Here is a 25,546-nt window from a genome sequence, read left to right as displayed (position 1 = left end):
TCGGGATCCCGCTAAAGTCGGATGAATACCCGCTGGTGGATGGGCCGGTGCGGGCTGTTCGGGGTGGGCTGCCGCAGGACGCGGGTCCGTGCGCCCCAGGGGAGGACGTAGATCCACATGAGTCGCCGCTCCAACGGATTGGTGGCCGTCTGGGCCGAGGCGCAGCGCCAGCAGCAGCGCCGCCAGGAGGCGCAGCGGCGGGCCGGCGAGCAGGCCCGCCGCGACCAGGAGCGGCAACAGCGCGACACCGAGCGCGCCATGGCCCGGATACAGCGCGAACGGCAGACCGCGTACCGGCAGCAGCGCGAGGCCGACGCCCGCCGCCGCACCGAGGAACTGGACGCGCGCATGGCCGAGTTGTCCGGCCTGCTGGCCGACGGCTGCCGGGCCCCGGCCTTCACCGCCGACGCGCTGCGCCGTCCCGAGTACGTCGAGGCGTTCGCGCCCGGCCGCCTCGCCGTGCCCGTACCGATGCCCGACCCGGCCGCCTACCAGCCGCAGGCCGCCGGCTGGAGCCTCGGCGGCGCCCGCCGCGCGCAGGCTCAGGAAGAGGCCCGGGCCCGCTACGAGCACGACTGGCACGCCGCCCGGGCGGCGGAGGCGCAGCGCCTGCGTCAACTGGAGGAGTACCGGCTCCAGTACGATCAGTGGGCCGCCGGTCGGCTGGCGGAGATCAGGAGCCACAACGCCGCGGTCGAGGAACTGCTGACGGGGTTGCGCGGCGGCGATCCCGGCGCGGTGGTGGAGTACTTCTCCGCCGCGCTGTACGCCGCCACCGGCCGCCCGGAGGGGTTCCCGCGCCGCCTGCACGCCGCGTACGACGCGGCGGCCCGCCGGCTCGTACTGGACTGGGAGCTGCCCGGCTTCGACATCGTGCCCGCGGCCAGGTCGGTGCGCTACCTGTACGCCGCCGACCAGGACAAGGACGTCGCCCGGCCGGCGGCCCAGCGGCGGGCGGCCTACCGCGACGTGCTGGCCCAGTCCGTCCTGCTGGTGGTGCGCGACCTGTTCGCGGCGGACCCGTACCGCACGCTCGACTCGGTGGTGGTCAACGGATTCGTCGACGACGTGGACCCGGCCACCGGGCGCCCCGCGCAGGTGTGCCTGGCCACCGTCACCGCCCCCAGGGACGCCTTCGAGGAACTGCACCTGGCGCAGGTCAGCGCGGTGGACTGTCTCACCGACGGGCTGGGCGGCCGGCTGTCGGCGCGCCCCGACCAGCGGGCCGCGGTCCGGCCGGCCCGGCAGCCGGGCGATGTCGGCGGCGGCGTGGTGACGCACGGCGGTACGGCGGAGCCCGACCTGTTCACCATGGACCCGATCGCCTTCGAGGGGCTGGTCGCCGAGCTGTTCCGCGCGATGGGCATGCAGGCCGTCACGACGCGGCGCTCCGGGGACGGCGGGGTGGACGTGGACGCGCTGGACTCCGACCCCATCCGGGGCGGCAAGATCATCGTGCAGGTGAAGCGCTACCGCAACACCGTGCCGCCGACCGCCGTGCGCGACCTGTTCGGCACCGTCCAGTCCGAGGGCGCCAACAAGGGCGTCCTGGTGACCACGTCCCGCTTCGGGCCCGGCGCGCACGCCTTCGCCAACGGCAAACCGCTGACGCTCGTCAGCGGTCCCGAGCTGGTCGGGCTGCTGGCCCGCCACGGTCTGCGCGGACGCCTCGGTGACGCCCCGGCCCCGGCCCAGCGGCAGGCGCCCGCCGGGGAGCGCGCCGAGCGGGCGCCGCGGACTCCGGAGGAGGACGGCGCCGCGGGCAGCATCCTCGGCATGAACTGGTCCGGCCGCGTCGCCCTGGACGTCTGCGCACTGGTCTGCCAGGGCAACCGCGTCCTGAGCGACGACCACTTCGTCTTCTACAACAACCCGCGCACCCCCGACGGCACGGTCCGCATGCTCTCCGGTTTCGCCCCCGACCGGGCCGCGATGCAGGTGGACTTCGAGGCGCTGCCCGCCACCGCCGACCGGCTCGTCCTGGTCGCCGCCATCGACCCGGAGGCCGACCCGCACGCCGACCTGTCCGGCTTCACCGACGCGCGCATCCGCCTCGTCGACGAATCCGGCGCCGAACAGGGCCGGTTGGAGGTCTCGGACGGCCGCGCCGGCGAGACCGCGCTGGTCCTCGGCTCGTTCCGCCGCCGCGCCAACGGCGACTGGGACTTCGTCATCGGCGGCAAGGGCTATGAGGGCGGCCTGGAGGCGCTGGTGCAGGAGCACGGAATCGAGGTCGCCTGAGCCCCCGGCAGCCCGGCACCCCGGCGCCACGGCCGCGCACTGCGACCACCCGTCGTTGCTGATGTCCTTGCTGCCCGGCAGCGTGCGCGTGGACGAGGAGGAGGCGGCCCGGCGTACGCCGCTGCTGGCCCGCCAACTCCTCCGCGTCCACCGGGTGCGCGTCCCGGCCGGGGTCGAAAATCCGGCGGATCGCCTGTACTGGCGCGTCCTCGACGCGCTCGGGTTCGCTCCGGACGCCGGGAAGGTCGGGGGGCCGTGGCGGGAGCTGGGGCGGGACGAGCTGACTCCGGGCGTGTTGCAGAGCAGCCTGGAGGGCTGCCTCCAGGTACTGTTCCGCCACTTCGGTTGAGCCTCACAGCCCTGCCAGCGCGGCCAGCACCGCCGCCACCTCCAGCTCCTCCGCGCCGTCCTCGATGGCGTCGTGGGCGGCGCACCACAGGGCGTTCTCCACGGTGCGGGCCGCCGCCCACGCCAGCAGCCGGGCCGGGTCCTCGCCGAGGGCGTCGGCCACCAGCGTGAAGCGTTCGCGCAGGACCGGGCGCGGGTCGTCGTACTCGAAGGGGTCGTCGATCTGCTCCAGCAGCGGCCAGGGGTCGTAACCGGGGTCGCCGACCATGGACTTGGGGTCGATGGCCAGCCACGGACGGCGTTGCGCGGAGAGCAGGTTGCCGGGGTTGAAATCGCCGTGCACCACGACCTCGCGGGTGGCGGTGGCGGGCAGTTCGCGCAGCAGCCGGGCGCCGAGCCGGACGAGGCCGGGGTCGTAGCCGGGCCGGATCCGGGCCATCCGGTCCTCGATCGTGCCGGCCCATTCGGCGCACACGTCGGCGACCCGCTCCAGTGCGCCGTCGGGCGGTGCGGGCACGGTCCACAGCTCGCGCAGTACGCCGGCGGCCAGCAGCAGCCGTTCGGCCGGGGGCAGTGGACTGCCGCCCAGTTCCGCGCCCGGTGTGCAGCGTTCGACCAGCAGCGCGTACCGCTCCCGGTCGTGGCGCAGCAGCCGTACGGCGCCGCTGCCGTCCCAGGCGCGCAGGGCCGTCGCCTCCCCGGCGGCCTCGCGGTGCGGCCAGGTCACCTTGAGCACCGCGGTGTCTCCGTCGGGGAGCTGCACGGGGGCGACCCATGAGCAGCTACCGCCGTGCAGGGGCGCGCCGAGCCGCAGGCCCCACTGCTCCTGGACGGCCCGGACGGTGGCGGGCAGCCGGTCCAGCCACGCGCGCCCGTCCGGGGTGCGGCCCACGGTGGCGTACACGGGCAGGTCGGCGGGGAACAGGTCGTCGCTCAGCGGGGCTCGTGCCATCCGGGCACCTTAGCCGGGTGGCGCGCGCCGGCCCGAACGGATTATGCGGCCTGTGCCGGTCCGCGCGAGCCGGTGCGCACCGGTCGGGCGGTGGCGTGGGACCAGCGGTGTCGCCAGGGTATTAATCGGTTTATCGACATGTTTGGGCTGTTATGCGTGTGGCATGAACCAGTACCGACCGTACGGCGCCGCCCTGCTCCTGATATCGCTGACCGTGGGCTGCGCGGCCCAGGAGGGCACCGGACGGACCGCGCGCCCCGCCTCCGGCCCTGGTGGCCGCGCGTCCGCCTCCGCGCCCGGCGCGCCGCAGCACTCCGTCCACCGGGCCTCCGCGGGCTTCACCCTCGCCGCGTCCGGGGACGTCATCGCCTCGTACCCGTCCGTGCTGGAGACGGCGCGCCAGGACGCCGGCGGCGACGGCTACGACTACCGGCCCATCCTCGCCGGGGTGAAGCCGGTGATCGAGGGGGCGGACCTGGCGATCTGCCATCTGGAGACGCCCTTCGGCCCCGACGGCGGGCCGTTCACCGGCTACCCGGCCTTCAAGGCGCCGCCCCAGGTGGCCGACGCGCTCAAGGCCACCGGCTACGACTCCTGCTCCACGGCCTCCAACCACACCCTCGACGACGGCGCCGAAGGCGTCCGGCGCACCCTCGACACGCTGGACCGGGCCGGGATCAAGCACACCGGCTCGGCCCGGGACGCCGCCGAGGCCGGCCGGCCCGCGCTGCTGAAGGCGCCCGGCGGGGCGCGCGTGGCCCAGTTGTCGTACACGTACGGCACCAACGGCGTCCCGCAGCCGAAGGGCAGACCGTGGACCGTCGGCCTCCTCGACGCCGGGAAGATCGTCGCGGACGCGCGGGCCGCCCGCCGGGCCGGGGCCGACGTCGTCGTGGTCAGCCCGCACTGGGGCACCGAGTACCGGACCGAGCCCGACGCGCAGCAGATCGAGGTCGCCGAGGCGCTCACCCGGGCGCGCACCCGCGGCCGGCCCGACATCGACCTCGTCATCGGGACCCACGCCCACACCCCGCAGCCGTACGAGAAGCTGAACGGCACCTGGGTCGTCTACGGGATGGGCGACCAGATCGCCGGGATCATGGAGAGCCCGCGCGGCAACTGGGGCACCATCGCCCGCTTCCGCTTCGAGCCGCCCGCGAAGGACGGGGAGCGCTGGCGGGTCACCAAGGCCGAGTACATCCCCCAGCTCTCCGCCCACGGGCCCCCGCTGCGCATGGTCAACCTCGCCGCCACCGGGGACCGCGCCGACGTACGGGACGGCATCCGCGAGGCCGTCCTCAGCCGGGGAGCGGAGGGCGCCGGGCTGACGATGGGCCGGTGACGGGCGCGCGGCCGGGCGCGTCGGGGCGGCGCCCGGGTGACGGCCGGGTACGGGAGCCTTCCGCGATGTGAAACCCTGAAGACCGGCCCGGACCGGTCGTGAGCACCACGGACGCGGGCACACCGGGCGGCTGCCCCGCCCGGCGGACGGTGACAGCGGCGTGCGACGCGGAAGGGGCGTGACAGCGGTGGGTGAGAGTGCGGCCGTACGGTCCCGCAATCCGCGCGGGCAGGGCGAGCGCCTGCGGGAGGAGCTGCTGCGCGCCACCGAGCGCCTCCTCGAAGAGGTCGGCAGCGAGGACGCCCTGTCGCTGCGCGCGGTGGCCCGCGCGGCGGGCGTCGCCGCCCCCAGCATCTACCGGCACTTCTCCGACAAGACCGAGCTGGTGTGGGCCGCGCTGGAGGTCAGCTACGAGCGGCTGCGGGCGGCGATGGCGGAGGCGTCGGCGGCGGCGGACACCGACGATCCGGTGGATCTGCTCCGCGCCCAACTGCGCGCGTACTGCCGCTACGCCGTCGACCACCCCGCCAAGTACCGCCTCCTGTACGAGACCCGGCAGACCCCGGTCGAACCGGAGCGGCTGGCCGGGCACCCGGCGGGGCGCCTGGTGCGGGGCCTGCACGACGCCCTCGCCGCGTGCGAGGCCGCCGGGTGGCGGGTGCGCGGCACCCGCGAGGAGGCGCCGTACGTGCTGTGGGCCGCGGTGCACGGCCGGGTCATGCTGTGGCAGGTCATGCCCAGCCGCAAGGACGCCGAGCGGCTGTACCGCTACGTGGACGAGATCCTGCACCTGCTGATGGAGCGGGACGGGCCGGCACCCGGAGCGGGCGAGAGCGTCTGAACCGGGCGCTTCGGGAGCGCCCCGGTCAATTCCGGCACCCCGTCGACGCGGCGTGCCGCACCCCGGACATCACCCCACCCCCACCGTCGCACCCGTGCATTACGCATGTAAGTTTACGGGCGTTAGGTGAACGTCCGACCCAGGGCGCACGCCCCTGCCCGCGTGCTCCCCAAGGAGCGACATGCCCCCCTCTCCCGCTTCTCCCGCCCCCGCCCCCGCGCCGGCCGCCGCGCCCCCGCTGCCCGTGCAGCCGCCGCAGGGCTGCCCGTTCGACCCGCCCGCCGAGTTCACGCGACTGCGCACCGAGGCACCGCTGTCGAAGATCTCGCTGCCGGACGGCACCGAAGCCTGGCTGGCCACCCGGTACGCCGACATCCGCGCCATCCTCGGCGACACCCGCTTCAGCTCCGACACCACCCGCCCCGGCTACCCGCTCAGCGGCATGACCGGCGGCGTCACCACCGAGCACCGCGGCTTCATCCGCATGGACCCGCCCGAGCACACCCGGCTGCGCCGCATGGTCACCCGGGAGTTCATGGTCAAGCGCGTCGAGGCGATGCGCCCCGAGATCCAGCGCCTGACCGACGAGCTGTGCGACGCCATGGAGCGGCGCGCGGGCCAGGACGTGGACCTCGTCGAGGCGCTGGCGCTGCCGGTGCCCTCCCTGGTCATCAGCCTGCTGCTCGGCGTCCCCTACGACGACCACGAGCTGTTCCAGCGGCTCACCGGCACCCTGCTGTCCCGTACGGTCGGCGACGCCGAGCGGGAGAGCGCGCGGCAGGAGCTGCGCACCTACCTGCACCAGCTCGTGAGCGCCAAGGAGGCGGCGCCCGGCGACGACATCCTCGGCCGCCTGATCACCGAGCAGCAGGTACCGGGCGAGATCACCCACGACGACGTGGTGGCCTTCGCCGCCCTGCTGCTCATCGCGGGCCACGAGACCACCGCCAACATGATCGGCCTGAGCGCGCTGACCCTGATGCGCGACCGGGAGACCGCGGACCGGCTGCGGGCCGAGCCGGGCCTGATCCGGGGCGCCGTCGAGGAGCTGCTGCGCTTCCACAGCATCATCCGCAACGGCCCGCGCCGCGCCGCCACCGAGGACATCGAGATCGGCGGGCAGCTCATCCGGGCCGGCGAGGGCGTCGTGGTGGCCGTACCGTCCGCCAACCGCGACCCGGAGGTCTTCGAGGACCCCGACGCGCTCGACGTGTGCCGCCCCAACGCCCAGCACCACGTCGCCTTCGGCTACGGCATCCACCAGTGCCTCGGCCAGGCCCTGGCCCGCGTCGAGCTCCAGGTCGTCATAGGCACTCTGCTGCGCCGCTTCCCCGGCCTGCGACCCGCGGTCCCGGTCGACGAGATCCCGTTCCGCAGCGACATGGCGATCTACGGATGCCACACCCTGCCCGTCACCTGGTGACCCCCCTTCTCCCCGCCCCACCTGCCCTCAGGAGCCACCTGCCATGAACATCACCCTCGACGCCGACAAGTGCTGCGCCGCCGGACAGTGCGTGCTGATCGCCCCCGACGTCTTCGACCAGCGTGACGAGGACGGCGTGGTCGTCCTCCTGGACGCCGCGCCGCCCGCCGACCAGCACGACATGGTCCGCGAGGCCGCCGCCATCTGCCCGGCCGCCGTGATCCAGGTGCACGAGTGAGCCCGCGCCGCATCGCCGTCGTGGGCGCCTCGGCGGCGGGCCTCGCCGCCGCCGAGGCCCTGCGCCGCTTCGGCTGGACCGGCACCCTGACCCTCGTCGGGGACGAGCCGCACCCGCCGTACGACCGGCCCCCGCTGTCCAAGCAGCTCCTCCAGGGCGCCTGGCAGCCCGACAAGCTGCACCTGCGCGCCGCCGAACAGCTCGACGCCCTCGGCCTCGACCTGCGGCTGGGCACCCGGGCGACCGGCCTGGACACCGCGGCCCGCACCCTCACCCTGGCCGGCGGCGAGCGGCTGGCCTGCGACGGCGTGATCGTCGCGACGGGCGTCGCCGCCCGCACCCTGCCGGCGGCGGCCGGTCTCGACGGTGTGCACACCCTGCGCACCCTGGACGACGCGCTCGCCCTCAAGGAGCGGCTGTCCGGCACGGGCCGGCGCCTCGTGGTCGTCGGCAACGGCGTACTGGGCTGCGAGGCCGCGGCCGTGGCACGCGAGCTGGGCCACGACGTCACGCTCGTCGGGCGCGAGGCGCTGCCGATGGCCCGCACCGTCGGGCCGCGGATCGGCGAACTGCTGGCGGCCGAGCACCGGGAGCGCGGCGTCGAGCTGCGCACCGCGGCCGTCGGCGGCTTCGAGGCGGACGGGGACGGGCCCGCGCGGCACGTGACCGCCGTACGGCTGGCCGACGGCACCCGGCTGCCCGCCGACACCGTCCTCGTCGCCATCGGCTCGGAACCCGCCGTCGGCTGGCTGCACGGCGCCCCGGACCTGGACACCACCGACGGGCTGCGCTGCGACGCGTACTGCGCGGCCGCGCCCGGCGTCTACGCCGCAGGTGACGTGGCCCGCTGGCAGCACCCGGTGCACGGGCGCCACCTGCGCGTCGAGCACCGCATGAACGCCACCGAGCAGGGCATGGCCGCCGCCCGCAATCTCCTCGCCGAGCTGGCGGAGACCCTGCCGGACGACGGGACCCTGGCGCCCGCCGCCGGCCGGGAGCGCCGCCCCTTCACACCGGTGCCGTACTTCTGGTCCGACCAGTACGGCCTGAAGCTCCAGGCGTACGGCGTGCTGCACGGCGCCGACCGGTCCGAGGCCACCGTCCTGGACCCGGACGCCAGGAAGGCCGTGGCCCTCTACGGGCGCGACGGACAGGCCACCGGCGTCCTGGCGATCGGAGTGCCGCCCCGCCAGGTCAGGGGCCTGCGGGCGCTGATCGCCACGCCCGCGCCCTGGGAAGAGGCCCGCGAAGGCGTACGGAACGCCCTCGCGTGACGGCCGCCGCGGGCCCGTCCCCGACCCCGACCCCGACCGTGGGGACGGGCCCGCGCGCCGCCGCCCGGCGGTGACCGATCATGGAAGGCATGACCGACTCGTACGTACGGGTGCGCGGCGCCCGTGAACACAACCTCCGCGGTGTCGACGTGGACATCCCGAGGGACACCGTCACGGTGTTCACCGGAGTGTCCGGCAGCGGCAAGTCCTCGCTCGCCTTCGGCACCGTCTACGCCGAGGCGCAGCGCCGCTACTTCGAGTCGGTGGCCCCCTACGCCCGCCGCCTGATCCACCAGGTCGGCGCCCCCAAGGTCGAGGACATCACCGGACTGCCGCCCGCCGTCGCCCTGGAGCAGCGGCGCTCGGCCCCCACCTCCCGCTCCTCCGTCGGCACCGTCACCACCCTCTCGAACACCCTGCGGATGCTGTTCTCGCGCGCCGGCACCTATCCCGAGGACGCGCCGGAGCGGCTGGACTCCGACGCCTTCTCGCCGAACACCGCGGCCGGCGCCTGCCCGGAGTGTCACGGGCTGGGCCGCGTCCACCGGGTCACCGAGGAGTCGCTGGTACCGGACCCGTCGCTGTCCGTACGCGACGGCGCCGTCGCCGCCTGGCCCGGCGCCTGGCAGGGCAAGAACCTGCGGGACGTGCTGGCCGCGCTCGGGTACGACATCGACAAGCCGTGGCGGGACCTGCCGGCCGCCGACCGGGACTGGATCCTGTTCACCGACGAGCAGCCCGTCGTCACCGTGCACCCGGTACGCGAGGCGGGCCGCATCCACCGCCCCTACCAGGGCCGGTACATGAGCGCCCGGCGCTACGTACTCCACACCTTCGCCGACTCCAAGAGCGAGACGCTGCGCCGGCGCGTCCAGCGCCATCTGGTCTCCGCGCCCTGCCCCGCCTGCGGCGGGCGGCGGCTGCGGGCGCGGGCGCTGGCCGTCACCTTCGCCGGCCACGACATCGCGGAGCTGTCCGGAATGCCGCTGAGCGGCCTGGCCCGGGTGCTGCGGCCCACGGCGGAGGCCGCGGACGACGGGGTGGCGCCGACCCTGGCCCGGGACCTCGTCGCCCGGATCGACGTCCTCACCGAGCTGGGCCTGGGCTACCTCGGCCTGGACCGGCCCGCCCCCACCCTGTCCTCCGGCGAACTCCAGCGGCTGCGGCTGGCCACCCAGCTCCGCTCCGGCCTCTTCGGCGTCGTGTATGTCCTGGACGAGCCCTCGGCGGGCCTCCACCCGGCGGACACCGAGGCGCTGCGCACCGTCCTCGGCCGCCTGAAGGAAGCGGGCAACACCCTCTTCGTCGTCGAACACGACATGGACGTGGTGCGGCACGCGGACTGGATCGTGGACGTCGGGCCCCGGGCGGGGGAGCACGGCGGGCGGGTCCTGCACAGCGGGCCCGTCGCGGACCTCGCCCAGGTCACCGAGTCCGCCACCCGCCGCTTCCTCTTCGACGACGCGCCGCCGGCCACGCGCCCGCCCCGCGAGCCCGTCGGGCAGCTCTCCCTGCACGGCGTCACCCTGCACAACCTGCGCGCGGTGGACGCCACCTTCCCGCTCGGCGTCTTCACGGCCGTCACCGGCGTCTCCGGGTCCGGCAAGTCCACGCTGGTCACCCGGGTCCTCGCGGACGCCGTCACGGACCACCTCGGCGCCGGCCCCGACGACGAGGACGAGGGGACCGGCGCGCGGGCACGGCTCGCCGGGGCCGCCGGCCTGGAGGCGGTCGGCCGGCTCGTCCGCGTCGACCAGAAGCCCATCGGCCGCACCCCGCGCTCCAACCTCGCCACCTACACCGGCCTCTTCGACGCCGTACGCAAGGTCTTCGCCGCCACCGACGAGGCCCGCGCCCGCGGCTACACGGCGGGCCGCTTCTCCTTCAACGTGGCGAGCGGACGCTGCGCGACCTGCCAGGGCGAGGGTTTCGTCGCCGTCGAGCTGCTCTTCCTGCCCGGTACGTACGCGCCCTGCACCGCCTGCCACGGCGCCCGCTACAACCCCGAGACCCTGGAGATCACCTACCGCGGCCGTACCGTCGCCGACGTGCTCGGCATGACGGTGGACGCCGCGGCGGACTTCCTCGGCGACGTACCGGCCGCCGCCCGCAGCCTGCGCACCCTCCAGGAGGTCGGCCTCGGCTACCTGCGCCTGGGGCAGCCCGCCACCGAGCTGTCCGGGGGCGAGGCCCAGCGCATCAAGCTGGCCACGGAACTCCAGCGCGCCCACCGCGGCCACACCCTCTACCTGCTGGACGAGCCCACCACCGGCCTGCACCCGGCCGACACCGAGGTGCTGCTGCGGCAACTGCACGGGCTGGTGGACGCGGGCAACACCGTCGTGGTCGTCGAGCACGACATGGGGGTGGTGGCGGGCGCCGACCACGTCATCGACCTGGGGCCGGGCGGCGGCGCGGCCGGCGGCCGCATCGTGGCCACCGGCACCCCGGCCGAGGTGGCGGCGGCGCCGGGCAGCCGTACGGCGACCTATTTGGCGCGCCGCACCGGGCGCTGAGCCGGACGCGAGGGCCCGGCGGGCTGGACGGGGCGGGCCGGGGCGGAGTCAACCCGATGGTGACAGTCGGTTAATGTACCCAGGTCAACTCAGTGGTACAGCGACTTCAAGGGGGCACTCCCGTGGCAGACATCGAGGCGGCCAAGGCGGCGTTCAACCGGTTCGACGCGGACGGGGACGGCCTGATCACCGTGGACGAGTACAAGCGGGCGATGGCGGAGATGGGGGACCCCTTCGTCACCGGGCCGGTCGCCGAGGCCCTCATCGCCTCCAAGGACGCCGACGCGGACGGCAGGCTCTCCTTCGAGGAGTTCCACTCGTCGCTGCGGGGCTGACCCTCCCGGGCGCCCGACGCCCGCACGGGCCGCACACGCGGCCGGCCGACCGGCCGGCCGCGTTTTTGATTCCGGAACACCTATTGCGCTCATAGATTTCCCCGATCAATCCCTTTTCCGGGTGACCGGCGCCACCTTCATGCGCGGTGCGCCGGTAAATGGTGACGGGGGCCACAAGGGTTTCCGTGCATGGACTGAAAAACGGGTTCCAGGGCCATTTCAAGCGGTTTTCGCCGAGGGGTCCGCCGGGCCCCGAACGTGACGCGCAGCACGGGACTTCGGTCCCTTACGGCCTTTCTTAGTAAACCGCCGCCGTGCCGCCGTGCCCCGCGCTCATGGACTGACCGGCGCCGAAAGACCTTCGCTACGTAAAGGGGCCGTAGCCGGGACCCGGTGAGCGACTATTGCTTTCCGATTTGAGCGTCGCTAATCATTGCTAAGGCGCCGGGTTGAAGCGTCGCGTAAATGCCTCAGGGCGGACGCGGACAAGAACTCGGTTCTGTGCCGCCAGTGGCTTCCTGCTCGTACCTCCCCGCCAATGGCTGCCGCCCGCCCATTTCAGTGATTGGAAGAGGATTTCCCCGCATGACCGCTCACACCCTGCTCCGCTCCGTCCGCATGAACAAGACCCACAAGCTCTCCGTAGCCGTGCTGGCCGCCGCCGGCGCGACCGCGGCCCTGACGGTCCCCGCCGCGACCGGTGACGCGCACGCCGCCACCGCCGCCGCCCCGGCCGCCGTCAAGCCGGTCTCCGCGAACGGTCAGCCCGCGGGTGCGAAGACCAAGGCCGCCGAGAAGCAGGCCGACGCCGCCAAGGGTGCGACGGGCACCGCCACCCTCGCCGACTCGGTGAAGGTCACCGCCGTGGCCGCCCAGGGCCACACGGCCAAGGAGGCCGCGAGCCGCGCCGCCGACCGCAAGCCGGTCGAGGCCCCCAAGCCGAAGTACGCCGACAACCTGGACGGCTGGATCAAGGAATCCCTGGCCATCATGAAGGAGAAGGGCATCCCCGGCAGCTACGAGGGCCTGCACCGCAACATCATGCGGGAGTCCAGCGGTAACCCGAACGTCGTCAACGACTGGGACATCAACGCCAAGAACGGCATCCCGTCCAAGGGCCTGCTCCAGGTCATCCAGCCGACGTTCGACCGCTACCACGTCGAGGGCACGGCCAACAACCTGACCGACCCGGTCGCCAACATCACGGCCGCCGCCAACTACGCCGCCCATCGCTACGGCTCCATGGACAACGTCAACTCGGCGTACTGAGCCCGATGAGCAGGCAGCCGCGGCGCACGGACCGCACTGCCCGGGACCACCCTCCCGGGCCGCGCGGGCCCCGGCCGCACGCTGACACGAGAGCGCCCCAGGACCACGGTCCCGGGGCGCTCCGTCGTGTCCGGGGCAGCGGTCACCGCCGCTCGTCGCGGCCCTCCGGCCCGGTGCTCTCCCGCTCCGCCCGCGCCAGCTCGGAGCGCCGGCAGGAGTACGCGAAGTAGATGACCAGGCCGACCAGGAGCCACACCGCGAAGCGCAGCCACGTCCGCCACTCCAGGAACGTGATCAGCCAGAGCGAGAAGACCACCCCGATCGCGGGCACCACCGGCATCCCCGGGGTACGGAACGTGCGCGGCAGGTCGGGCCGCTTGTACCGCAGCACGATCACCGAGACGCACACCACCACGAACGCCAGCAGGATGCCGATGTTGGTCAGCTCGGCGGCCTCCCCGATGGGCAGGAGGCCCGCGATGGCGGCCGAGGCGGCCCCCACGATCCAGGTCACCCGGGTCGGCACCTGCCGCCGCGGATGGGTCCTGGCGAACCACTTCGGCAGCAGCCCGTCGCGGCTCATCGAGAACCACACCCGCGTCGCACCCAGCATGAACGTGAACATCACGGTGAGGATGCCGATGATCGCGCCCACCGCGATCACATCGGCCAGGCCGCTCAGCCCCACCGACTTGAACGCCGTCGAGAAGCCGCTCTCCGGGTCGATGTCCCGGTGGTCCTGCATCCCGGTGAGCACCAGGCAGGCCAGCACGTACAGCACCATCGAGATCAGCAGCGAGTACAGGATCGCCTTCGGCATGTGGCGCTGGGCGTCCTTGGACTCCTCCGCCGCGGTGCTCATCGCGTCGTAGCCGAACACCGCGAAGAAGACCGTGGCCGCGCCCGTGAAGGCACCGCCGACACCGAAGGGGAAGAACGGCGTGTAGTTCCCCGTCTCGACATGGAAGAAGCCCACGCCGATGACCAGCAGCACGACCAGCACCTTCAGGCCCACGACGATCGTCTCGAAGCGTGCCGCGTTCCTGATGCCCAGCGTCAGCAGGTACGCGATCAGCAGGCACAGCGCCGCCGCGAACAGGTCCACCCGGTGCCCCGCCCCGGTCCCCGGCGCCCCCAGCATCCAGGCGGGCAGCCCCACCCCCAGCTCGCCGAGCAGGAAGCCGAAGTAGCCGGAGATGCCGATCGCGACCACCGCCACGATCGCCGTGTACTCCAGCAGCAGGTCCCAGCCGATGAACCAGCCCGCCAGCTCGCCCAGCACCGCGTAACCGTACGTGTACGCCGAGCCCGCCTTCGGGATGAGCCCCGCGAACTCGGCGTAGGAGAACGCGGCCGCCGCGCTGGCCACGCCCGCGACGAGGAACGACAGCAGCACCGCCGGCCCCGCCTTGCCGTTCGCGACGGTCCCGGCGAGCGTGAAGATGCCCGCCCCGATGATGCCGCCGACGCCGATGGCCGTCAGTTGCCACAGTCCCAGCGCCCGGTTGAGCTGCTCGCCCGACCCGCCTTCCGCCTCCCGGATGAGCCCGATCGGTTTACGCCGCCATACTCCCTGCCCCGCGCGCATCACCGCACCCCTTCCGCTCGTCGTCGCCCGACGGCCGGTCATCATGGCCCCTCGGAGGCGGCAGGGGAAGGCGACTGTCCGGCGGGGCGGAGTGGAACCGGTGAATCCGGGCACCCGGGCGTGCGGCGGTCCGTACGAGGCCGCGTACGGGCAGCCGGCACGGACACCGGCAGGACGAAGGGAGCGGACATGTCGAATCACACGTACCGGGTCACGGAGATCGTGGGCACCTCCCCGGAGGGCGTGGACGCCGCGATCCGCAACGGCGTCAAGCGGGCGGCACGCACGCTGCGCGGCCTTGACTGGTTCGAGGTCACACAGGTACGCGGCCACATCGTCGACGGGGAGATCGAGCACTACCAGGTCGGGCTGAAGGTCGGGTTCCGGCTGGAGGACTCCGAGGAGGGCTGACAGAACCTTGAGCGGCCGGGTGGGGGCCCACAGAGCCTGAGCGGCTGGGAGGGGCCCCGAATGGCGCGCCGTGGCGTGCCACCCGGGGCCCCGCCCTCAGGAGTACCGGGTCACCAGCCCGCGCCGCCGGAAGGCCGCCACCATACGGCCCAGGAAGAACAGGGCCAGGAGCAGCAGCGTCACGGTGCCCAGCGTGGCCACGGCCAGCTCGTGCCACGGCGTGGGCCCGCCCCCGGCCAGGGCCCGCCCGGCCGCGAAGACGTGGGTGGTGGGCAGCGCCTCGGCGACCGGCCGGAGCGCCGACGGCAGCGTCGAGACGGGGTAGAACACGCCGGACAGCGGCATCACCACCGAGAGCCCGCCCCAGACCAGTGCCTCCGCGCCGCTGCCGAAGCGCAGCACCAGACCCACCACCGCCAGGGCCACCGCCCAGCCGCACAGCAGGAGCAGCGCCGCGACGGGGATCAGCCCCAGGCCCAGGGACGTCACGTCGAAGGCGTACGCGCCGAAGGCCAGCGCGGCCACCGCGAGCGTGCTCAGCGCCGTACGGACCAGGGCGAACAGCCCCACCCCGGCCAGGTACTCCCAGCCCCGCAGCGGCGTGCTGAGCAGCCCGACCACATTGCGTGACCAGGTCTCCTCCAGAAAGCCGGTGGCCAGCGAGATCTGCGCCTGATGGACCAGATGCCACAGGACCGTGCCGCTGAGCAGGAAGACCGCGAAGGTGGGCGCGGCGCCCAGGTCCGCGCCGGTGTCCGCGCCCGGCTGCGTCCCGCCGCCCGTCGCCTTCGCGGCGAACAGGCCGATGGAGCCGTACAGCAGCGTGTCGACGACCGGCCACACCAGCACGTCGAAGATCCGGTGCGGGCTGCGGCGCAGCACCAGCCAGTGCCGGCGGGCGACGGCGCCGACCCGGTGCGCACTGGCCGCGGCGGGGCCGCGCAGGCCGGGTGTCTCGACGGCGCTCACGCGGCACCGGCCCCTTCCCGCTCCCGGTCGCGCTCCTCCGCGAGATGCAGGAAGACCCCTTCCAGGTCGTCCTGGGCGAACTGCCGCGCCACCTCCCGGGGCGTGCCGTCCGCGGTCACCCGTCCGGCCGCCAGGAAGACCACCCGTTCGCACAGCCGCTCCACCTCGACCATGTCGTGGCTCGTCACCAGCAGCGCGGTGCCGTGCCGGGCGCACAGGTCCAGCAGCCCGGTGCGGACCCGCAGGGCGATGTCCGGGTCCAGGGCCGCGGTGGGCTCGTCGAGGATCAGCAGCCGGGGGGTGTGCAGGGACGCCTTGGCGATGCCGACCAGGGTCCGCTGGCCGCTGGAGAGTTCGGTGCCGATCGCGGTGGCCAGATGGCCGATGCCGAAGTGGTCCAGGGCGCCCTCCACCGCCGCGCGCGGGGCGCGCAGCCCGTACAGGTCCGCGTACAACCGCAGGTACTCGCGCACCCGCAGGCGGTCGGGGAGCGGCAGATAACCGGCCGCGAAGCCGACGCCGCGCATGGCGGCCGGGCGTCCGGCGGGCAGCCGGTGGCCGAGGACGTGCACACTGCCGCCGTCCGGCGCGACCGCTCCCAGGCACATCAGCAGGGTGGTGGTCTTGCCCGCGCCGTTGGGGCCGAGCAGCCCGACCCGCTCGCCCTCGCGCACGGTCAGCCGCACGCCGTCGACGACCCGGCCGCGGCGGTACTCCTTGACCAGGTCGTGCGCCTCCAGGACGGGCTGCGGCGCGGCGCCGCGCGCGGTCATGCGACGGCCCCGGCCGGCTGCGGGCGGCGTACCGGCGACCAGACGCGCTCGGCGCGCAGCGGCCCGCCCCGGGCCAGCAGGCTGCCGTGGTCGGCGGCGAGCGGGGCGAGCTGCGAGGCGTAGCAGAGCACCGCCTCCCGCTTGCGGGCCCACTCCGCGTCGGTGAGGACGAGGTCGTGCGCGAGGTCGAGCCGGTAGCAAGTCAGCAGGTCCTGGTAGGCGACCCCGTAGGCCTTGCTGCCGCCGAGGGCGCGGTCGGTGTCCGGGGCGCCCCACTCGGGCAGGTGGCCGGTGTAGGGGAGGTCGGCGTACAGCAGCGGCGGCGGCGCGCCCAGGTCGTCGAGGACGCGCAGGGCGCGGTCGCGTACCCGCTCGTGGTCGGGCTGGTTGGTGCCGAGGGGCAGGAGGACGAGCGGGAACGGGTTCGGCAGGGCGCTCAGGAAGGCGTCCAGGCCGGTCAGTTCGTCCCCTGCGCCGTAGGGGCCGTCGGGGTGGTCCAGTACGGTCCGGTCCACGCCGAGCAGCGCGGCGGCCCGCGCGTCCTCGGCGAGCCGGGCGCGGTACGCCTCGGCGGCGGTGGAGAAGCCGCAGGTGCTGTCCCACCAGGAGACGGCGTGGTGCGCGGCGGGCGCGCCGCCGAACACGGTCACCACGGTGACCGGGCCCGGGAGCCGGGGGATCAGGCCCGCCAGGGAGAGGGCGGCGTCGTCGAAGTGCGGGGAGAGGATGACGGTGCGCGGCGGGGGAGGCGTCATGCGGGTTCCTTAGTGCTGGGGCGGTGCGGCGGGGGGCCTGGGGCCGGGCCCGGACGGGTCGTGGGGAGGCATGAGGACGGGGGTGAGGGCGGCGTCCCAGGCGGCGTCGTCGCCCTCCCAGCGGCCGGGGGCCGCGGCGACGGTGCCCCAGGTGATGCCGGGGCCGAGCGCGGCGGCGTCGGGCGGGGCGGTGCGGCGCAGCCAGTGCAGGCCGAAGCGGTGGCCCGGATGCTGCGCCGCGATCACCGCGCGCAGCCGGCGCAGGTCGGCGGCGGTCAGCTCGTCCCAGGCGTCGTGGTGGACGTACAGGACCCGGGCGGTGGATCCGGCGAGGTCCCGCCAGCGCCCGGCCAGGGCGGCGAACTTGGCTCGTACGCGGGGGAGTTGGGCGTCTATGTCCTGCTGGGTGAGGGGCGTCCCGGCGCCGGCCGCGGGGCGGAACTCGTGGTAGAAGCGGATGTCGGAGCCCCGGTCCAGGGCACACCGGCCCTCGTCGAACGGCTCGACCAGCCCGGGGCGCAGCACGGTGCGGAAGTCCTCCGCCACGGCTTCGACGACCGATGCGAAGTCGAGGTCCAGCCAGTCGAAGAAGTGGGCGCGGGTGACACCGGTGACGCGCCGGATCTGGTACGTGGACTCGCAGTGGTAGCCGAGGCCCACGCAGTGGTCGTACATGCCGGCCGCTCCCGGTCCGTACCCGGTCGCCGCCCCCGGGGCCGGGGCTCGGGGCGGGCCCGCCGCCCCGGCGCGGGTCAGGCCGGAGCTCATCGGCGCAGCGGGCCGTGCCAGGCACGGCCGGTCAGGTACTCCGCCGCCGCGGTGGCGTTGGCCAGTCCGGCGCCGCGGGTGAACAGCGTCGCGGGGGCGTCGGCGGGCAGCGGGCCGGCCGGGGCCAGGCCCATCTCCACGGTGACCAGGTCCGGGCGCCGGGACCGCAGCGCCCGGAGCAGCGCGCGCTGCCAGGGGTCGCGCTCCGCGTCCCGTACGACGACCGCGAGCAGACCACCGTCGGCCGGGGGAGGGACGACCGTGTCCGGATCGGTGCCCGGTTCCACGTCGGCGGAGAAAGCCGGCGCACCGAGGTCCCGGAGCGGGGCCGCCAGGCCCCACGGCGCCTCACCCGCCGCCATGTTGCCCTCGGCGGCCAGGCGTACGGTGTGCAGGCGCCGGCCGCCGGCGGCCCGGGGGACGCGGTGCGCGAGCAGGGCCCGGCGGGCGGCGACCAGGCCGACGGGCGCGCGGTGCCTGTCGGGCACGGGCGGCCCGCCGTCCGGCGCCCCGGCGCGTCTGGCCGGGTCGGCCCAGGCCCGCAGCGACGCGACCCGGCAGGCCGCCTCCGCCACCCGCTCCAGGGTCAGCGTGCCCCGGTCCAGCGCCTCCTGCACGGCGTCGTGGATCTCGGGCAGCAGCTTCTCCCCGTCGGTCGCGCCGAGCACCACGAGGTCCGCGCCGGCTGCCAGCGCGGTGACCGCCGCGCCGCCGTACCCCCAGCGCCGTACGACCGGTGCCATCTCCAGCGCGTCGGTCAGCACCACGCCCCGGTAGCCGAGCCGTTCGCGCAGCAGGCCGGTGACGATCCGCCGGCTCAGGGTCGCGGGCAGGCCGTCCAGCCGGGAGAGCCGGATGTGACCGGTCATCACGGCCTTGGCGCCGGCCGCGATCCCGGCGCGGAACGGCGGCAGGTCCACCGCGTCGAGGGACGCCGCGTCGCGGTCGATGTCCGGCAGTTCGGAGTGCGAGTCGGTACGGGTGTCGCCGTGCCCGGGGAAGTGTTTGACGGTGGCGGCGACGCCGCGCCCCTGCATCCCCTCGACGTACGCCGCGGTGTGCCGCGCCACGAGGTCCGGGCGGTCGCCGAAGGAGCGGACGCCGATGATGGGGTTGTCCGGGCGGGAGTTGACGTCCGCGCACGGGGCCAGGCAGAGGTTGACGCCCTCGGCCCGCAGGTCGCGGGCGATCGCCGCGCCCACCTCCCGCGTGAGCCCGGTGTCGTCGACCGCGCCGAGGGCGTGGCCGCCCGGGTAGACGCTGCCGCGGCGGTAGTCGAGCCGGGTCACGTCACCGCCCTCCTCGTCCAGCGCGATGAGCAGGTCCGGGCGGACCGCGCGGAGTGGGTCGGTGACCTCGTCGCGCAACGACCCGGCGCCTGCCGGGAAGTTGGTCCCGAACAGGCCGACGCCCGCCAGGCCCTCGTCCGCCGCGCGCAGGATCCAGTCGGCGGGCGAGCGGCCCGCGTAGGCGGGGAGCAGGCAGGCGTTGACCAGGGAGATGTCGGCGCGCATGGGGGCCTTCCGGTACGGGGAAAGGGGAATGCGGCGGCCCGGCGGACGGCCGGGCCGCGGCGGGTGGCGGCGCGGCGGGGAGCGAACGGCGAGCGGGGGCCGCCGGAGAAGGCGCGGCGGGCGGGCCCGCCGGAGAAGGTGTGGCGGGTCAGCCGCCGGTCCGGCGCAGGGCGAGCCCGACGCTGCCGCGCTTGCTCAGGTAGGCGCGGCCGCCGCAGACCGGCTCCACCCGGGGGGTGACGAGCGGGGTCTCCTCCACGGCCCGCCACACCGCGGACGCGGCGAGCCACGGCCGCAGCCGGGTCTCCAGGGCCTCCGGTTCCAGGGCGAGGAAGAGCAGGTCGGTGGGCAGGTCGTCGAGCAGTGCGAGGTCCTGGCCGTAGTAGAGCATTTCGATCAGCAGGTACGCGGCGCCCTCCGGACCTTCCTTGGCCAGCCCGGCGAGGTCTTCGGCGCCGACTTGTACGGTGCCGGTGTCCCACGGCGCGGCGTCGAGCCGGGCCCGGAAGCGCGGGTTGGGTTCGGTGGCGTACACGCAGAAGCCGTCCGCCGCGAGCCGGGACGTCAACGCGCCTTCACACGCGCCGACTTCCACCAGCGGTTTCCCGCCGGGCGGGCAGTGCCGCCGCACCCAGGCGGCGGTCGCGTCCAGGCGCCGGGCCTCGTACGGGGAGGTGGCGAACTCCCACGGGTCGGCGACGGCGGCGGCCTCGTCGCCCAGGCTGGCGAGCAGGGCGAAGAGCCGTTCGCGTTCGGTGGGGTCGGCGGCGAAGAACCGCTCGGCCGCCGGGATGCGGGGCGTCTGCACCATGAACTCGGGCGACGAGGTGGTGAGCAGCCCGGGGGCCGAGCGGTTGACGAAGTCCAGTTTGGCCGCGATCCGTTCGCGGTCGAGCGGGCGGTCGAGGTCGCTGACGAACTGGAGGTAAGGGGAGTACCCGACGGCGTGCCGCACGGTCAGCACCGGCGCGGCGGTGTCGCCGGCGGTGTCGCCGGTGGTGTCCGCCGGACCGGCACAGGCGATGGCGGTGTCCCGGCCGACGCGGCCCCGGCTGCGCCGGTTGTCGGCGGGGGAGTGGGTCCACACGCGGGCGGAGTGGCCGTCGGCGGCCCGGCGCACCAGGTCGGCGAGGGCGGCGGGGCCGGGCGAGGCGGCGTCCTCCTCGGCCGGCCGTACGTACGGCGCGAGCAGGGCGAGCCGTTCGGCCGGCGGCGTACCGGCGGGCAGCCGGAGGATGTCGCCGCGGTCGGCGAGGACCACGGCGGCCGGGCCGCCGCCGGGGTCGGGGTCGGTGAGGACGGAGAGGAAGTCGAGGACGGCGTCCTCGACCCGGAGTACGACCACGATTTCGATCATGGACCGGTCCCAGGGGCAGAGCTGGCGGGGGTGGCGAAGCGGGGTGCCGGCGCGGCGCGGTCCGCGCCGGAGCGCGCCGGACCGGACCGGCGGGGCGGTGCTGTGAGCAGGGCGGTGCGGGGTCCGTACGGCCGGTGCGCCGTACGGGAAGGACCCTAACCGCCCCCACCTTCGTGGTCCAGACCAATCTGGTTGACCCGTACATTCCGGCCAGCGTGGTGGCCGGAAAGCGCCGCTCTCCGGTGCGCGTGTACCCCTGAGCCACCACCCGGTCACGGCACGACCATCAGGCAGGCCACCTCCCGGCTACGGCGCAACCGTCAAGCGCGCCACCGCCCGCCTACGGCACGACCGTCACCGGCCAGCGCCCGGCCTTGACCAGCCGTACCGCCACCGAACCCATGATCCGGTGCCCGGCGGACTCCGACGCCCCCACCACCACGGCGTCGGCCGTCAGCTCGTCGGCCATCCGCACCATGCCCGTGTACGGGTCGCCGCGCAGCGTGTGGAACTCCCAGCGCAGGTCGTACGTGCCCTGCACCCGCTCCGTCGCCGCACGGATCTCCGCCATCAGCTCGTCGGCGACCTCGTCCGTCGCGTCCACGACCGGCGCCCCCATGGCCGCCCCGGCCGGCAGCACCGGCTGGACGTACACCAGGGCCAGCTTGGACCCCTGCCGGCGGGCCAGCCCCGCCGCGTAGGCGGCGGCGCGCCACGACGAGTCCGACCCGTCGACGCCGACGACGATGACCTTCGGGCCGTCCGTACCGCGCTCGAAGGGCGCGGGCGTGTTCTCCTCCACGTGAGGAGGTTATCGGGCGCCCTCCCGGCGCTTCCGGCAGGGCTGCGCGGGGCCTGCGCCGGGCCCCGCGCCCCACCGAGGACGCGGCGCGGCCGCGTCCCTCACGAACCCGCGCCGCCGTCGCGCCCCGGGAGCACCGGCCGCCACGGTGCGAAGGCGCTCGCCCCGCGCGGCAGCATCGCGGCCAGCTCCGGGCAGTGCCGCAGGATGACCGAGTTCATACCGCCGCGGGCGATCCAGTCCATGCCGAGCGGCGTGTACAGCTCCGGCCGGAAATCGACGGTCAGGAACCGGTCCGACTGGATGCGGCGGGTCGCCATCAGGATGAAGATCCGGAAGGCGGTGTCGCTGAAGCCGAAGCCCTTCGGCGGGTTCTCGGCGAACAGCCCCACCATCGTGTCGACCTCGTCGACGTTCCGGTAGACCTCCTTGAGCTGCGCGACGGTCTCCGGATCGGAGCTGATGTCCTCGAAGCGGCGCACCCGCGGCTTGCGCAGCCCGGCGCGGAAGTCGTTGTAGCGGGGCACCCCGCGCCTTCGGGTCCGTACGAGATCGACCACCGACAGGTCGATGATCTCGCCGTCCCGCTCGAAGCGGGTCAGCGCCTGCGGGTAGTTGTGCAGCGTGATCGCGCCCGGGTGGGCGATGCCGAGGGAGTACAGCGTGTCGGTCAGCCCGGTCTTGCGGGCCACCGCCTCGGCCGCCGTGCCCTGGATGTCGTCGAACGTAACGGTCTCCAGGCGCTGCCCGAAGCGGTGCTCGCGCAGTTCGTAGTCGTCCGGGATCAGCGGGTGCATCCGGTAGACGGTGACGAAGTCCTCGGTCAGGGAGTACGGCACCTTGTGGTGGTCCGGCAGCGTCTCGGGGATGCCGCGCAGGGCGTGCGCCTCGACCAGCCACAGCCCCAGCTTGCTCAGCCACTTGGCCGGCGGGCCCTGCCAGTTCGTCTTCAGGCCGATGTCGATGGCCTCGGTGGCCAGGATCGCCGGCGTCCACTCCACGGTGTGGATCTTCGCGATGAGTGCGGAGACGATCAGCCGGGCGGTGTGGTGGACCCGGTCCTGGCTCATGCCGGGATATTCGGCGTGCAGCGCGTCGCACAGCGCGTTGTGCTCCCGGGCGAAGAGCGTGTGCATCACGCTCAGGCCCAGCCACCAGTTCTCGCTGAAGCCGGTCAGCGGGATGCCGCCGGTGCCGACCGGCAGATGCCCGTCCTCCAGCCGCAGCTTGGCACCGTCCGGCTCGCGCAGGGAACGCGCGGTGGCCTCGTCGCCGCCGTACACCTCCGAGCCGTCCCACCACGGCGAGGTGGTGTTGGTGAACAGCAGCGGCGGCTCACCCGGTCGCTGCACGCCGATGTTCTCGGCGAACCGCATCACGTCCTCGGGCGGCCCGCCGGGCGTGTTGGTCCAGGCGCTGCCGGGCGGCATCGGGATCTCCACCGACCGCTCACCGGTCGGATACCGCCGGTGGTTGACCCAGTCGTGCACCTGGAACTGGATCCACGCCGCGGCGAGGACGTTCAGCGAGGACGCCGGCTGGAACGCCGTACGGTGCAGCAGCCGGCGCGCTGTCGTGACCGGGTTCGGGACGTGGTCCAGGTCCGGCCGGTACACCGGCCGCAGGTTGCGGCCGAAGGCGGAACCGATCGCGCCCATCCGGGGCTCCGACAGATCGGTGGACGAACCGTCGTACGTACGGGCCGTCCGCGCGCCCTCGTCCACCGTCTCCGGCACCGGCACGGCCCGCGGTGGTGCCTCCGGGACCTCGGTGTCGATGAGGTTGTGGCGGCGCAGCGCCTGCCGCAGCGCCACCAGGTTGAGCAGACTCAGGTTCAGCGGCAGCCGGTGCCAGGGCACGTACCGGTTCACGGCCCGGAAGGCGGCCCGCACAGGCCCGCCGATCACGGTGTTGCGCAGCGGCTCCTCCGTACGGAACCGGGTGCCGAGCCGGTGTCCGGCGCTCGCCCGGTACGCGGCCTTGCGCGCCCGGTTCAGATTGCCCAGCGGGCGGAACTCGTCCGTCGTGTGCCACGGGTTGAAGGCCAGTGCCTCCACCCGGCGGGCCGCGGAGCGGGCCTCGGCGGTGGTCACGTCCTGCCGCGGGATCGTCAGCCGCCCGACCGGGACGACCGGCGCGTCCGCCTCCCGCCACTGCGCGGCCCCGTCCTCGACGGGCGTGCGCTCCTCGCTCACATACCGCTGCACGCACAGCTCGAACTCGACGTCGGCCAGCGCCAGCCGCCCCGCCAGTTCGTGCCGCAGCAGGTCGGGGTCGTGCCGGTCGGGCCGCGGCGCGGGGGCGCCGCCCGGCGCGGGCCGCAGTTGGTAGCGGACCGGGCCCGCGTCGCCCCACATGACCGCGCCCCGGCTCCAGTACGTCTCCCGTGCCAGCGAACCGACCACGTGCCGGGTGGCGGCCCGCACGTTGCGGCGCATCCGTGCCGCCGTACCCCAGCCCACCGCCAGCGGCAGCTTCACCAGCAGCCCGAACGCCTTCTGCAAGGTGCTCCCGGCGCCCGCCATCGCCTTGGCGAAGGCCACGAACTCCCGCGCGTCCCGCGCGTGCGAGACCGGGAAGTTGGTCGCGAGGAGATCGTGGGTCTCCGCCGCCGAAACCTCCACCCGGACCGCGATGCCCCGCAGATCGGGCGTGATGTCCGGCTGCGCCGTACCGCTCGCGTTCGACAGCCGCACCACCGCGGGGTACTGCGCGCCCGGCTGCACGAACCCGGACGCCAGCGCGGCGGGCAGCTCCGCGTCGAACCGCAGCCGGGCGTTCTCCACCCCCAGCACCGCCTTGGCGTGGAAGGCCCGCTCGACACCGGGCGCCCTGCCGCTCCTGCGGTTCGCGAGCTGCACCCGCATCAGTTGCCGCGCCAGCTCCTCGAAGACCACCCGTTCCGCCTCCGGGCTGCCGCCCTCGTACCTCTCGTACTGCGTGTGACTCACGGTGTCGGCCATGGCAGGACACCCTCCGTACGGAAGAAGGGCGCCCGACGCTACTCGCCTCCCCGGCGGCCCGACAGGGTTCGTTCCGGGCGGATTCGTGGATCTTTGCGGCCTGATGCGGCCGGGTGCGGCCGGGCGGTCTCAGCCCTCCGGAGGCTCCGGCTCCGGCGCCTGCGCGGGCGCCGGCGGCCAGACGCCCGGAGCCAGGACGCCCAGGACGTACGCCTTGGCGACCAGGGCGGTGCGGCCCTGGACGCGCCAGCGGCGGGAGAGGCGGGTGAGGTGGTAGTTGACGCCGTCGACGGTGAGGCCCAGGTGGCTGCCGATGGCGGCAGTGGTGGCGCCCGAGGCGGCCAGCGCGAGGATGCGGGTCTCGACGGGGCCGGCCGCGCCACGGGCCGGGGCCGGGGCGGGCGGCGTGTCCGCGTGGACGCGGAGCAGCGCCAGCAGGGCGGGCGGCCGCACCGACGGGTCGCCGACCGGATCGACCGTCAACTCGCCCTCCCGCTCCATGCCGTCCGCGCCGGCCCGCCAGCGCACGCCGACCGGGTACCGGGACCGGCGGCCCAGGCGCAGCGCGTCGACCAGGCGGTCTATCTGCGCCTGGGAGCGGGGCCGGAAGAGGTCCAGCAGATTGCGGCCGCGCAGTTGTCCGGGCGCCGCGCCCCACTCGGCGGCCATCGCCGGGTTGGCGATCAGTACCTCGCCGTGCGCCTTGCACACCGCGATCGGCACCGGGATGCGGTCCAGCAGGATCAGGAAGTAGTTCCGCCACGGGCCCGCCTCGTACGGGCCCGCCGGGCCGTCCGCCGTCGCCTCGTCCATTGCTCCTTCTCCGGTCCGGCCGCAAGAGCGGACAGCGAAAAACCACTGCACAAT

The 25,546-nt window shown here is 74.5% G+C and carries 22 protein-coding genes; 11 read left to right on the top strand and 11 right to left on the bottom strand.

Features of this window, described 5'->3' with window-relative positions; all coding sequences use genetic code 11:
- The first annotated feature begins 117 nt into the window (after window positions 1-117).
- Window positions 118-2,241, top strand: coding sequence for a restriction endonuclease (locus tag ACH4EB_RS17740; protein WP_398348436.1), 2,124 nt, complete (start codon window positions 118-120; stop codon window positions 2,239-2,241).
- Between the two features lie 55 nt (window positions 2,242-2,296).
- Window positions 2,297-2,590, top strand: coding sequence for a hypothetical protein (locus tag ACH4EB_RS17735; RefSeq protein WP_398348435.1), 294 nt, complete (start codon window positions 2,297-2,299; stop codon window positions 2,588-2,590).
- A 3-nt stretch (window positions 2,591-2,593) separates the two neighbouring features.
- Here the strand turns inward: ACH4EB_RS17735 and ACH4EB_RS17730 are convergent, their stop codons facing one another.
- The gene (locus tag ACH4EB_RS17730) at window positions 2,594-3,541 is read right to left on the bottom strand and encodes an aminoglycoside phosphotransferase family protein (RefSeq protein ID WP_398348434.1); all 948 of its coding nucleotides are present in this window, start codon (window positions 3,539-3,541) and stop codon (window positions 2,594-2,596) included.
- A 163-nt stretch (window positions 3,542-3,704) separates the two neighbouring features.
- On the opposite strand from ACH4EB_RS17730, the gene ACH4EB_RS17725 reads away from it, so the two are divergent.
- The 8 genes from ACH4EB_RS17725 (at window position 3,705) to ACH4EB_RS17690 (ending at window position 12,779) form a co-directional block, all read left to right on the top strand.
- Window positions 3,705-4,883 carry a CapA family protein gene (locus ACH4EB_RS17725; RefSeq protein WP_398348433.1) on the top strand — a complete coding sequence of 393 codons (1,179 nt, stop codon included), beginning with the start codon at window positions 3,705-3,707 and terminating at the stop codon, window positions 4,881-4,883.
- A gap of 187 nt (window positions 4,884-5,070) precedes the next feature.
- Window positions 5,071-5,724: a TetR/AcrR family transcriptional regulator gene (locus ACH4EB_RS17720; protein WP_398348432.1), complete on the top strand. Its 654-nt coding sequence runs from the start codon at window positions 5,071-5,073 to the stop codon at window positions 5,722-5,724.
- A gap of 181 nt (window positions 5,725-5,905) precedes the next feature.
- Window positions 5,906-7,147, top strand: coding sequence for a cytochrome P450 (locus ACH4EB_RS17715; RefSeq protein WP_398348431.1), 1,242 nt, complete (start codon window positions 5,906-5,908; stop codon window positions 7,145-7,147).
- 43 nt (window positions 7,148-7,190) lie between these two features.
- Entirely contained in the window at window positions 7,191-7,385 is a 195-nt protein-coding gene (locus tag ACH4EB_RS17710) for a ferredoxin (RefSeq protein WP_030022493.1), read from the top strand.
- A complete protein-coding gene (locus tag ACH4EB_RS17705) occupies window positions 7,382-8,659 on the top strand; it encodes an NAD(P)/FAD-dependent oxidoreductase (protein WP_398348430.1) in 1,278 nt (425 codons plus the stop codon). The genes ACH4EB_RS17710 and ACH4EB_RS17705 overlap by 4 nt, the downstream gene beginning before the upstream one ends.
- An 89-nt stretch (window positions 8,660-8,748) precedes the next feature.
- Window positions 8,749-11,175, top strand: a complete 2,427-nt coding sequence (uvrA, locus tag ACH4EB_RS17700; RefSeq protein ID WP_398348429.1) for an excinuclease ABC subunit UvrA — start codon at window positions 8,749-8,751, stop codon at window positions 11,173-11,175.
- Window positions 11,176-11,297: 122 nt separating this feature from the next.
- Complete coding sequence (locus ACH4EB_RS17695) at window positions 11,298-11,510, top strand: EF-hand domain-containing protein (protein WP_398348428.1); 213 nt, start codon at window positions 11,298-11,300, stop codon at window positions 11,508-11,510.
- Window positions 11,511-12,095: 585 nt separating this feature from the next.
- Window positions 12,096-12,779 (top strand): transglycosylase SLT domain-containing protein, encoded by a 684-nt coding sequence (locus ACH4EB_RS17690; protein ID WP_398348427.1) that lies wholly within the window; start codon window positions 12,096-12,098, stop codon window positions 12,777-12,779.
- A 142-nt stretch (window positions 12,780-12,921) separates the two neighbouring features.
- On the opposite strand, the gene ACH4EB_RS17685 is transcribed toward ACH4EB_RS17690, so the two are convergent.
- Window positions 12,922-14,367: an amino acid permease gene (locus ACH4EB_RS17685; protein ID WP_398348426.1), complete on the bottom strand. Its 1,446-nt coding sequence runs from the start codon at window positions 14,365-14,367 to the stop codon at window positions 12,922-12,924.
- Between the two features lie 189 nt (window positions 14,368-14,556).
- Between ACH4EB_RS17685 and ACH4EB_RS17680 the strand changes: the two genes are divergently transcribed.
- On the top strand, window positions 14,557-14,778 hold the full coding sequence (locus ACH4EB_RS17680) for a dodecin (RefSeq protein WP_398348425.1): 222 nt from the start codon (window positions 14,557-14,559) through the stop codon (window positions 14,776-14,778).
- Window positions 14,779-14,874: 96 nt separating this feature from the next.
- Here the strand turns inward: ACH4EB_RS17680 and ACH4EB_RS17675 are convergent, their stop codons facing one another.
- The 9 genes from ACH4EB_RS17675 to ACH4EB_RS17635 all read right to left on the bottom strand — a co-directional run bounded on the left by ACH4EB_RS17675 (window position 14,875) and on the right by ACH4EB_RS17635 (window position 25,492).
- Complete coding sequence (locus ACH4EB_RS17675; protein ID WP_398348424.1) at window positions 14,875-15,747, bottom strand: ABC transporter permease; 873 nt, start codon at window positions 15,745-15,747, stop codon at window positions 14,875-14,877.
- Complete coding sequence (locus ACH4EB_RS17670) at window positions 15,744-16,520, bottom strand: ABC transporter ATP-binding protein (RefSeq protein ID WP_398348423.1); 777 nt, start codon at window positions 16,518-16,520, stop codon at window positions 15,744-15,746. Before ACH4EB_RS17670 ends, ACH4EB_RS17675 begins: the two co-directional genes overlap by 4 nt.
- Complete coding sequence (locus tag ACH4EB_RS17665) at window positions 16,517-17,275, bottom strand: PIG-L deacetylase family protein (RefSeq protein ID WP_398348422.1); 759 nt, start codon at window positions 17,273-17,275, stop codon at window positions 16,517-16,519. The genes ACH4EB_RS17670 and ACH4EB_RS17665 overlap by 4 nt, the downstream gene beginning before the upstream one ends.
- A 9-nt stretch (window positions 17,276-17,284) precedes the next feature.
- Entirely contained in the window at window positions 17,285-17,950 is a 666-nt protein-coding gene (locus ACH4EB_RS17660; RefSeq protein ID WP_398348545.1) for a papain-like cysteine peptidase, read from the bottom strand.
- A gap of 89 nt (window positions 17,951-18,039) precedes the next feature.
- Window positions 18,040-19,557, bottom strand: coding sequence for a glycoside hydrolase family 3 protein (locus ACH4EB_RS17655; protein WP_398348421.1), 1,518 nt, complete (start codon window positions 19,555-19,557; stop codon window positions 18,040-18,042).
- A 148-nt stretch (window positions 19,558-19,705) separates the two neighbouring features.
- Complete coding sequence (locus ACH4EB_RS17650; protein ID WP_398348420.1) at window positions 19,706-20,914, bottom strand: hypothetical protein; 1,209 nt, start codon at window positions 20,912-20,914, stop codon at window positions 19,706-19,708.
- 340 nt (window positions 20,915-21,254) lie between these two features.
- Window positions 21,255-21,716, bottom strand: a complete 462-nt coding sequence (locus ACH4EB_RS17645; RefSeq protein WP_398348419.1) for a universal stress protein — start codon at window positions 21,714-21,716, stop codon at window positions 21,255-21,257.
- 101 nt (window positions 21,717-21,817) lie between these two features.
- Window positions 21,818-24,679: a peroxidase family protein gene (locus ACH4EB_RS17640; RefSeq protein WP_398348418.1), complete on the bottom strand. Its 2,862-nt coding sequence runs from the start codon at window positions 24,677-24,679 to the stop codon at window positions 21,818-21,820.
- A 129-nt stretch (window positions 24,680-24,808) separates the two neighbouring features.
- The gene (locus ACH4EB_RS17635) at window positions 24,809-25,492 is read right to left on the bottom strand and encodes a PAS domain-containing protein (protein WP_398348417.1); all 684 of its coding nucleotides are present in this window, start codon (window positions 25,490-25,492) and stop codon (window positions 24,809-24,811) included.
- Between the last annotated feature and the right edge of the window lie 54 nt (window positions 25,493-25,546).

The sequence above is a fragment of the Streptomyces sp. NPDC018045 genome (assembly GCF_044327445.1).
Classification (GTDB): Bacteria; Actinomycetota; Actinomycetes; order Streptomycetales; family Streptomycetaceae; genus Streptomyces.
This window is presented reverse-complemented; position numbering and strand designations above follow the sequence as displayed.

Coding starts and splice junctions, on each gene's coding strand:
- ACH4EB_RS17740 (WP_398348436.1), top strand. CDS start 118: ATGAGTCGCCGCTCCAACGGATTGGTGGCCGTCTGGGCCGAGGCGCAG.
- ACH4EB_RS17730 (WP_398348434.1), bottom strand. CDS start 3,541: ATGGCACGAGCCCCGCTGAGCGACGACCTGTTCCCCGCCGACCTGCCC.
- ACH4EB_RS17725 (WP_398348433.1), top strand. CDS start 3,705: ATGAACCAGTACCGACCGTACGGCGCCGCCCTGCTCCTGATATCGCTG.
- ACH4EB_RS17715 (WP_398348431.1), top strand. CDS start 5,906: ATGCCCCCCTCTCCCGCTTCTCCCGCCCCCGCCCCCGCGCCGGCCGCC.
- ACH4EB_RS17710 (WP_030022493.1), top strand. CDS start 7,191: ATGAACATCACCCTCGACGCCGACAAGTGCTGCGCCGCCGGACAGTGC.
- uvrA (WP_398348429.1), top strand. CDS start 8,749: ATGACCGACTCGTACGTACGGGTGCGCGGCGCCCGTGAACACAACCTC.
- ACH4EB_RS17690 (WP_398348427.1), top strand. CDS start 12,096: ATGACCGCTCACACCCTGCTCCGCTCCGTCCGCATGAACAAGACCCAC.
- ACH4EB_RS17685 (WP_398348426.1), bottom strand. CDS start 14,367: ATGCGCGCGGGGCAGGGAGTATGGCGGCGTAAACCGATCGGGCTCATC.
- ACH4EB_RS17680 (WP_398348425.1), top strand. CDS start 14,557: ATGTCGAATCACACGTACCGGGTCACGGAGATCGTGGGCACCTCCCCG.
- ACH4EB_RS17670 (WP_398348423.1), bottom strand. CDS start 16,520: ATGACCGCGCGCGGCGCCGCGCCGCAGCCCGTCCTGGAGGCGCACGAC.
- ACH4EB_RS17665 (WP_398348422.1), bottom strand. CDS start 17,275: ATGACGCCTCCCCCGCCGCGCACCGTCATCCTCTCCCCGCACTTCGAC.
- ACH4EB_RS17660 (WP_398348545.1), bottom strand. CDS start 17,950: ATGTACGACCACTGCGTGGGCCTCGGCTACCACTGCGAGTCCACGTAC.
- ACH4EB_RS17655 (WP_398348421.1), bottom strand. CDS start 19,557: ATGCGCGCCGACATCTCCCTGGTCAACGCCTGCCTGCTCCCCGCCTAC.
- ACH4EB_RS17650 (WP_398348420.1), bottom strand. CDS start 20,914: ATGATCGAAATCGTGGTCGTACTCCGGGTCGAGGACGCCGTCCTCGAC.
- ACH4EB_RS17640 (WP_398348418.1), bottom strand. CDS start 24,679: ATGGCCGACACCGTGAGTCACACGCAGTACGAGAGGTACGAGGGCGGC.
- ACH4EB_RS17635 (WP_398348417.1), bottom strand. CDS start 25,492: ATGGACGAGGCGACGGCGGACGGCCCGGCGGGCCCGTACGAGGCGGGC.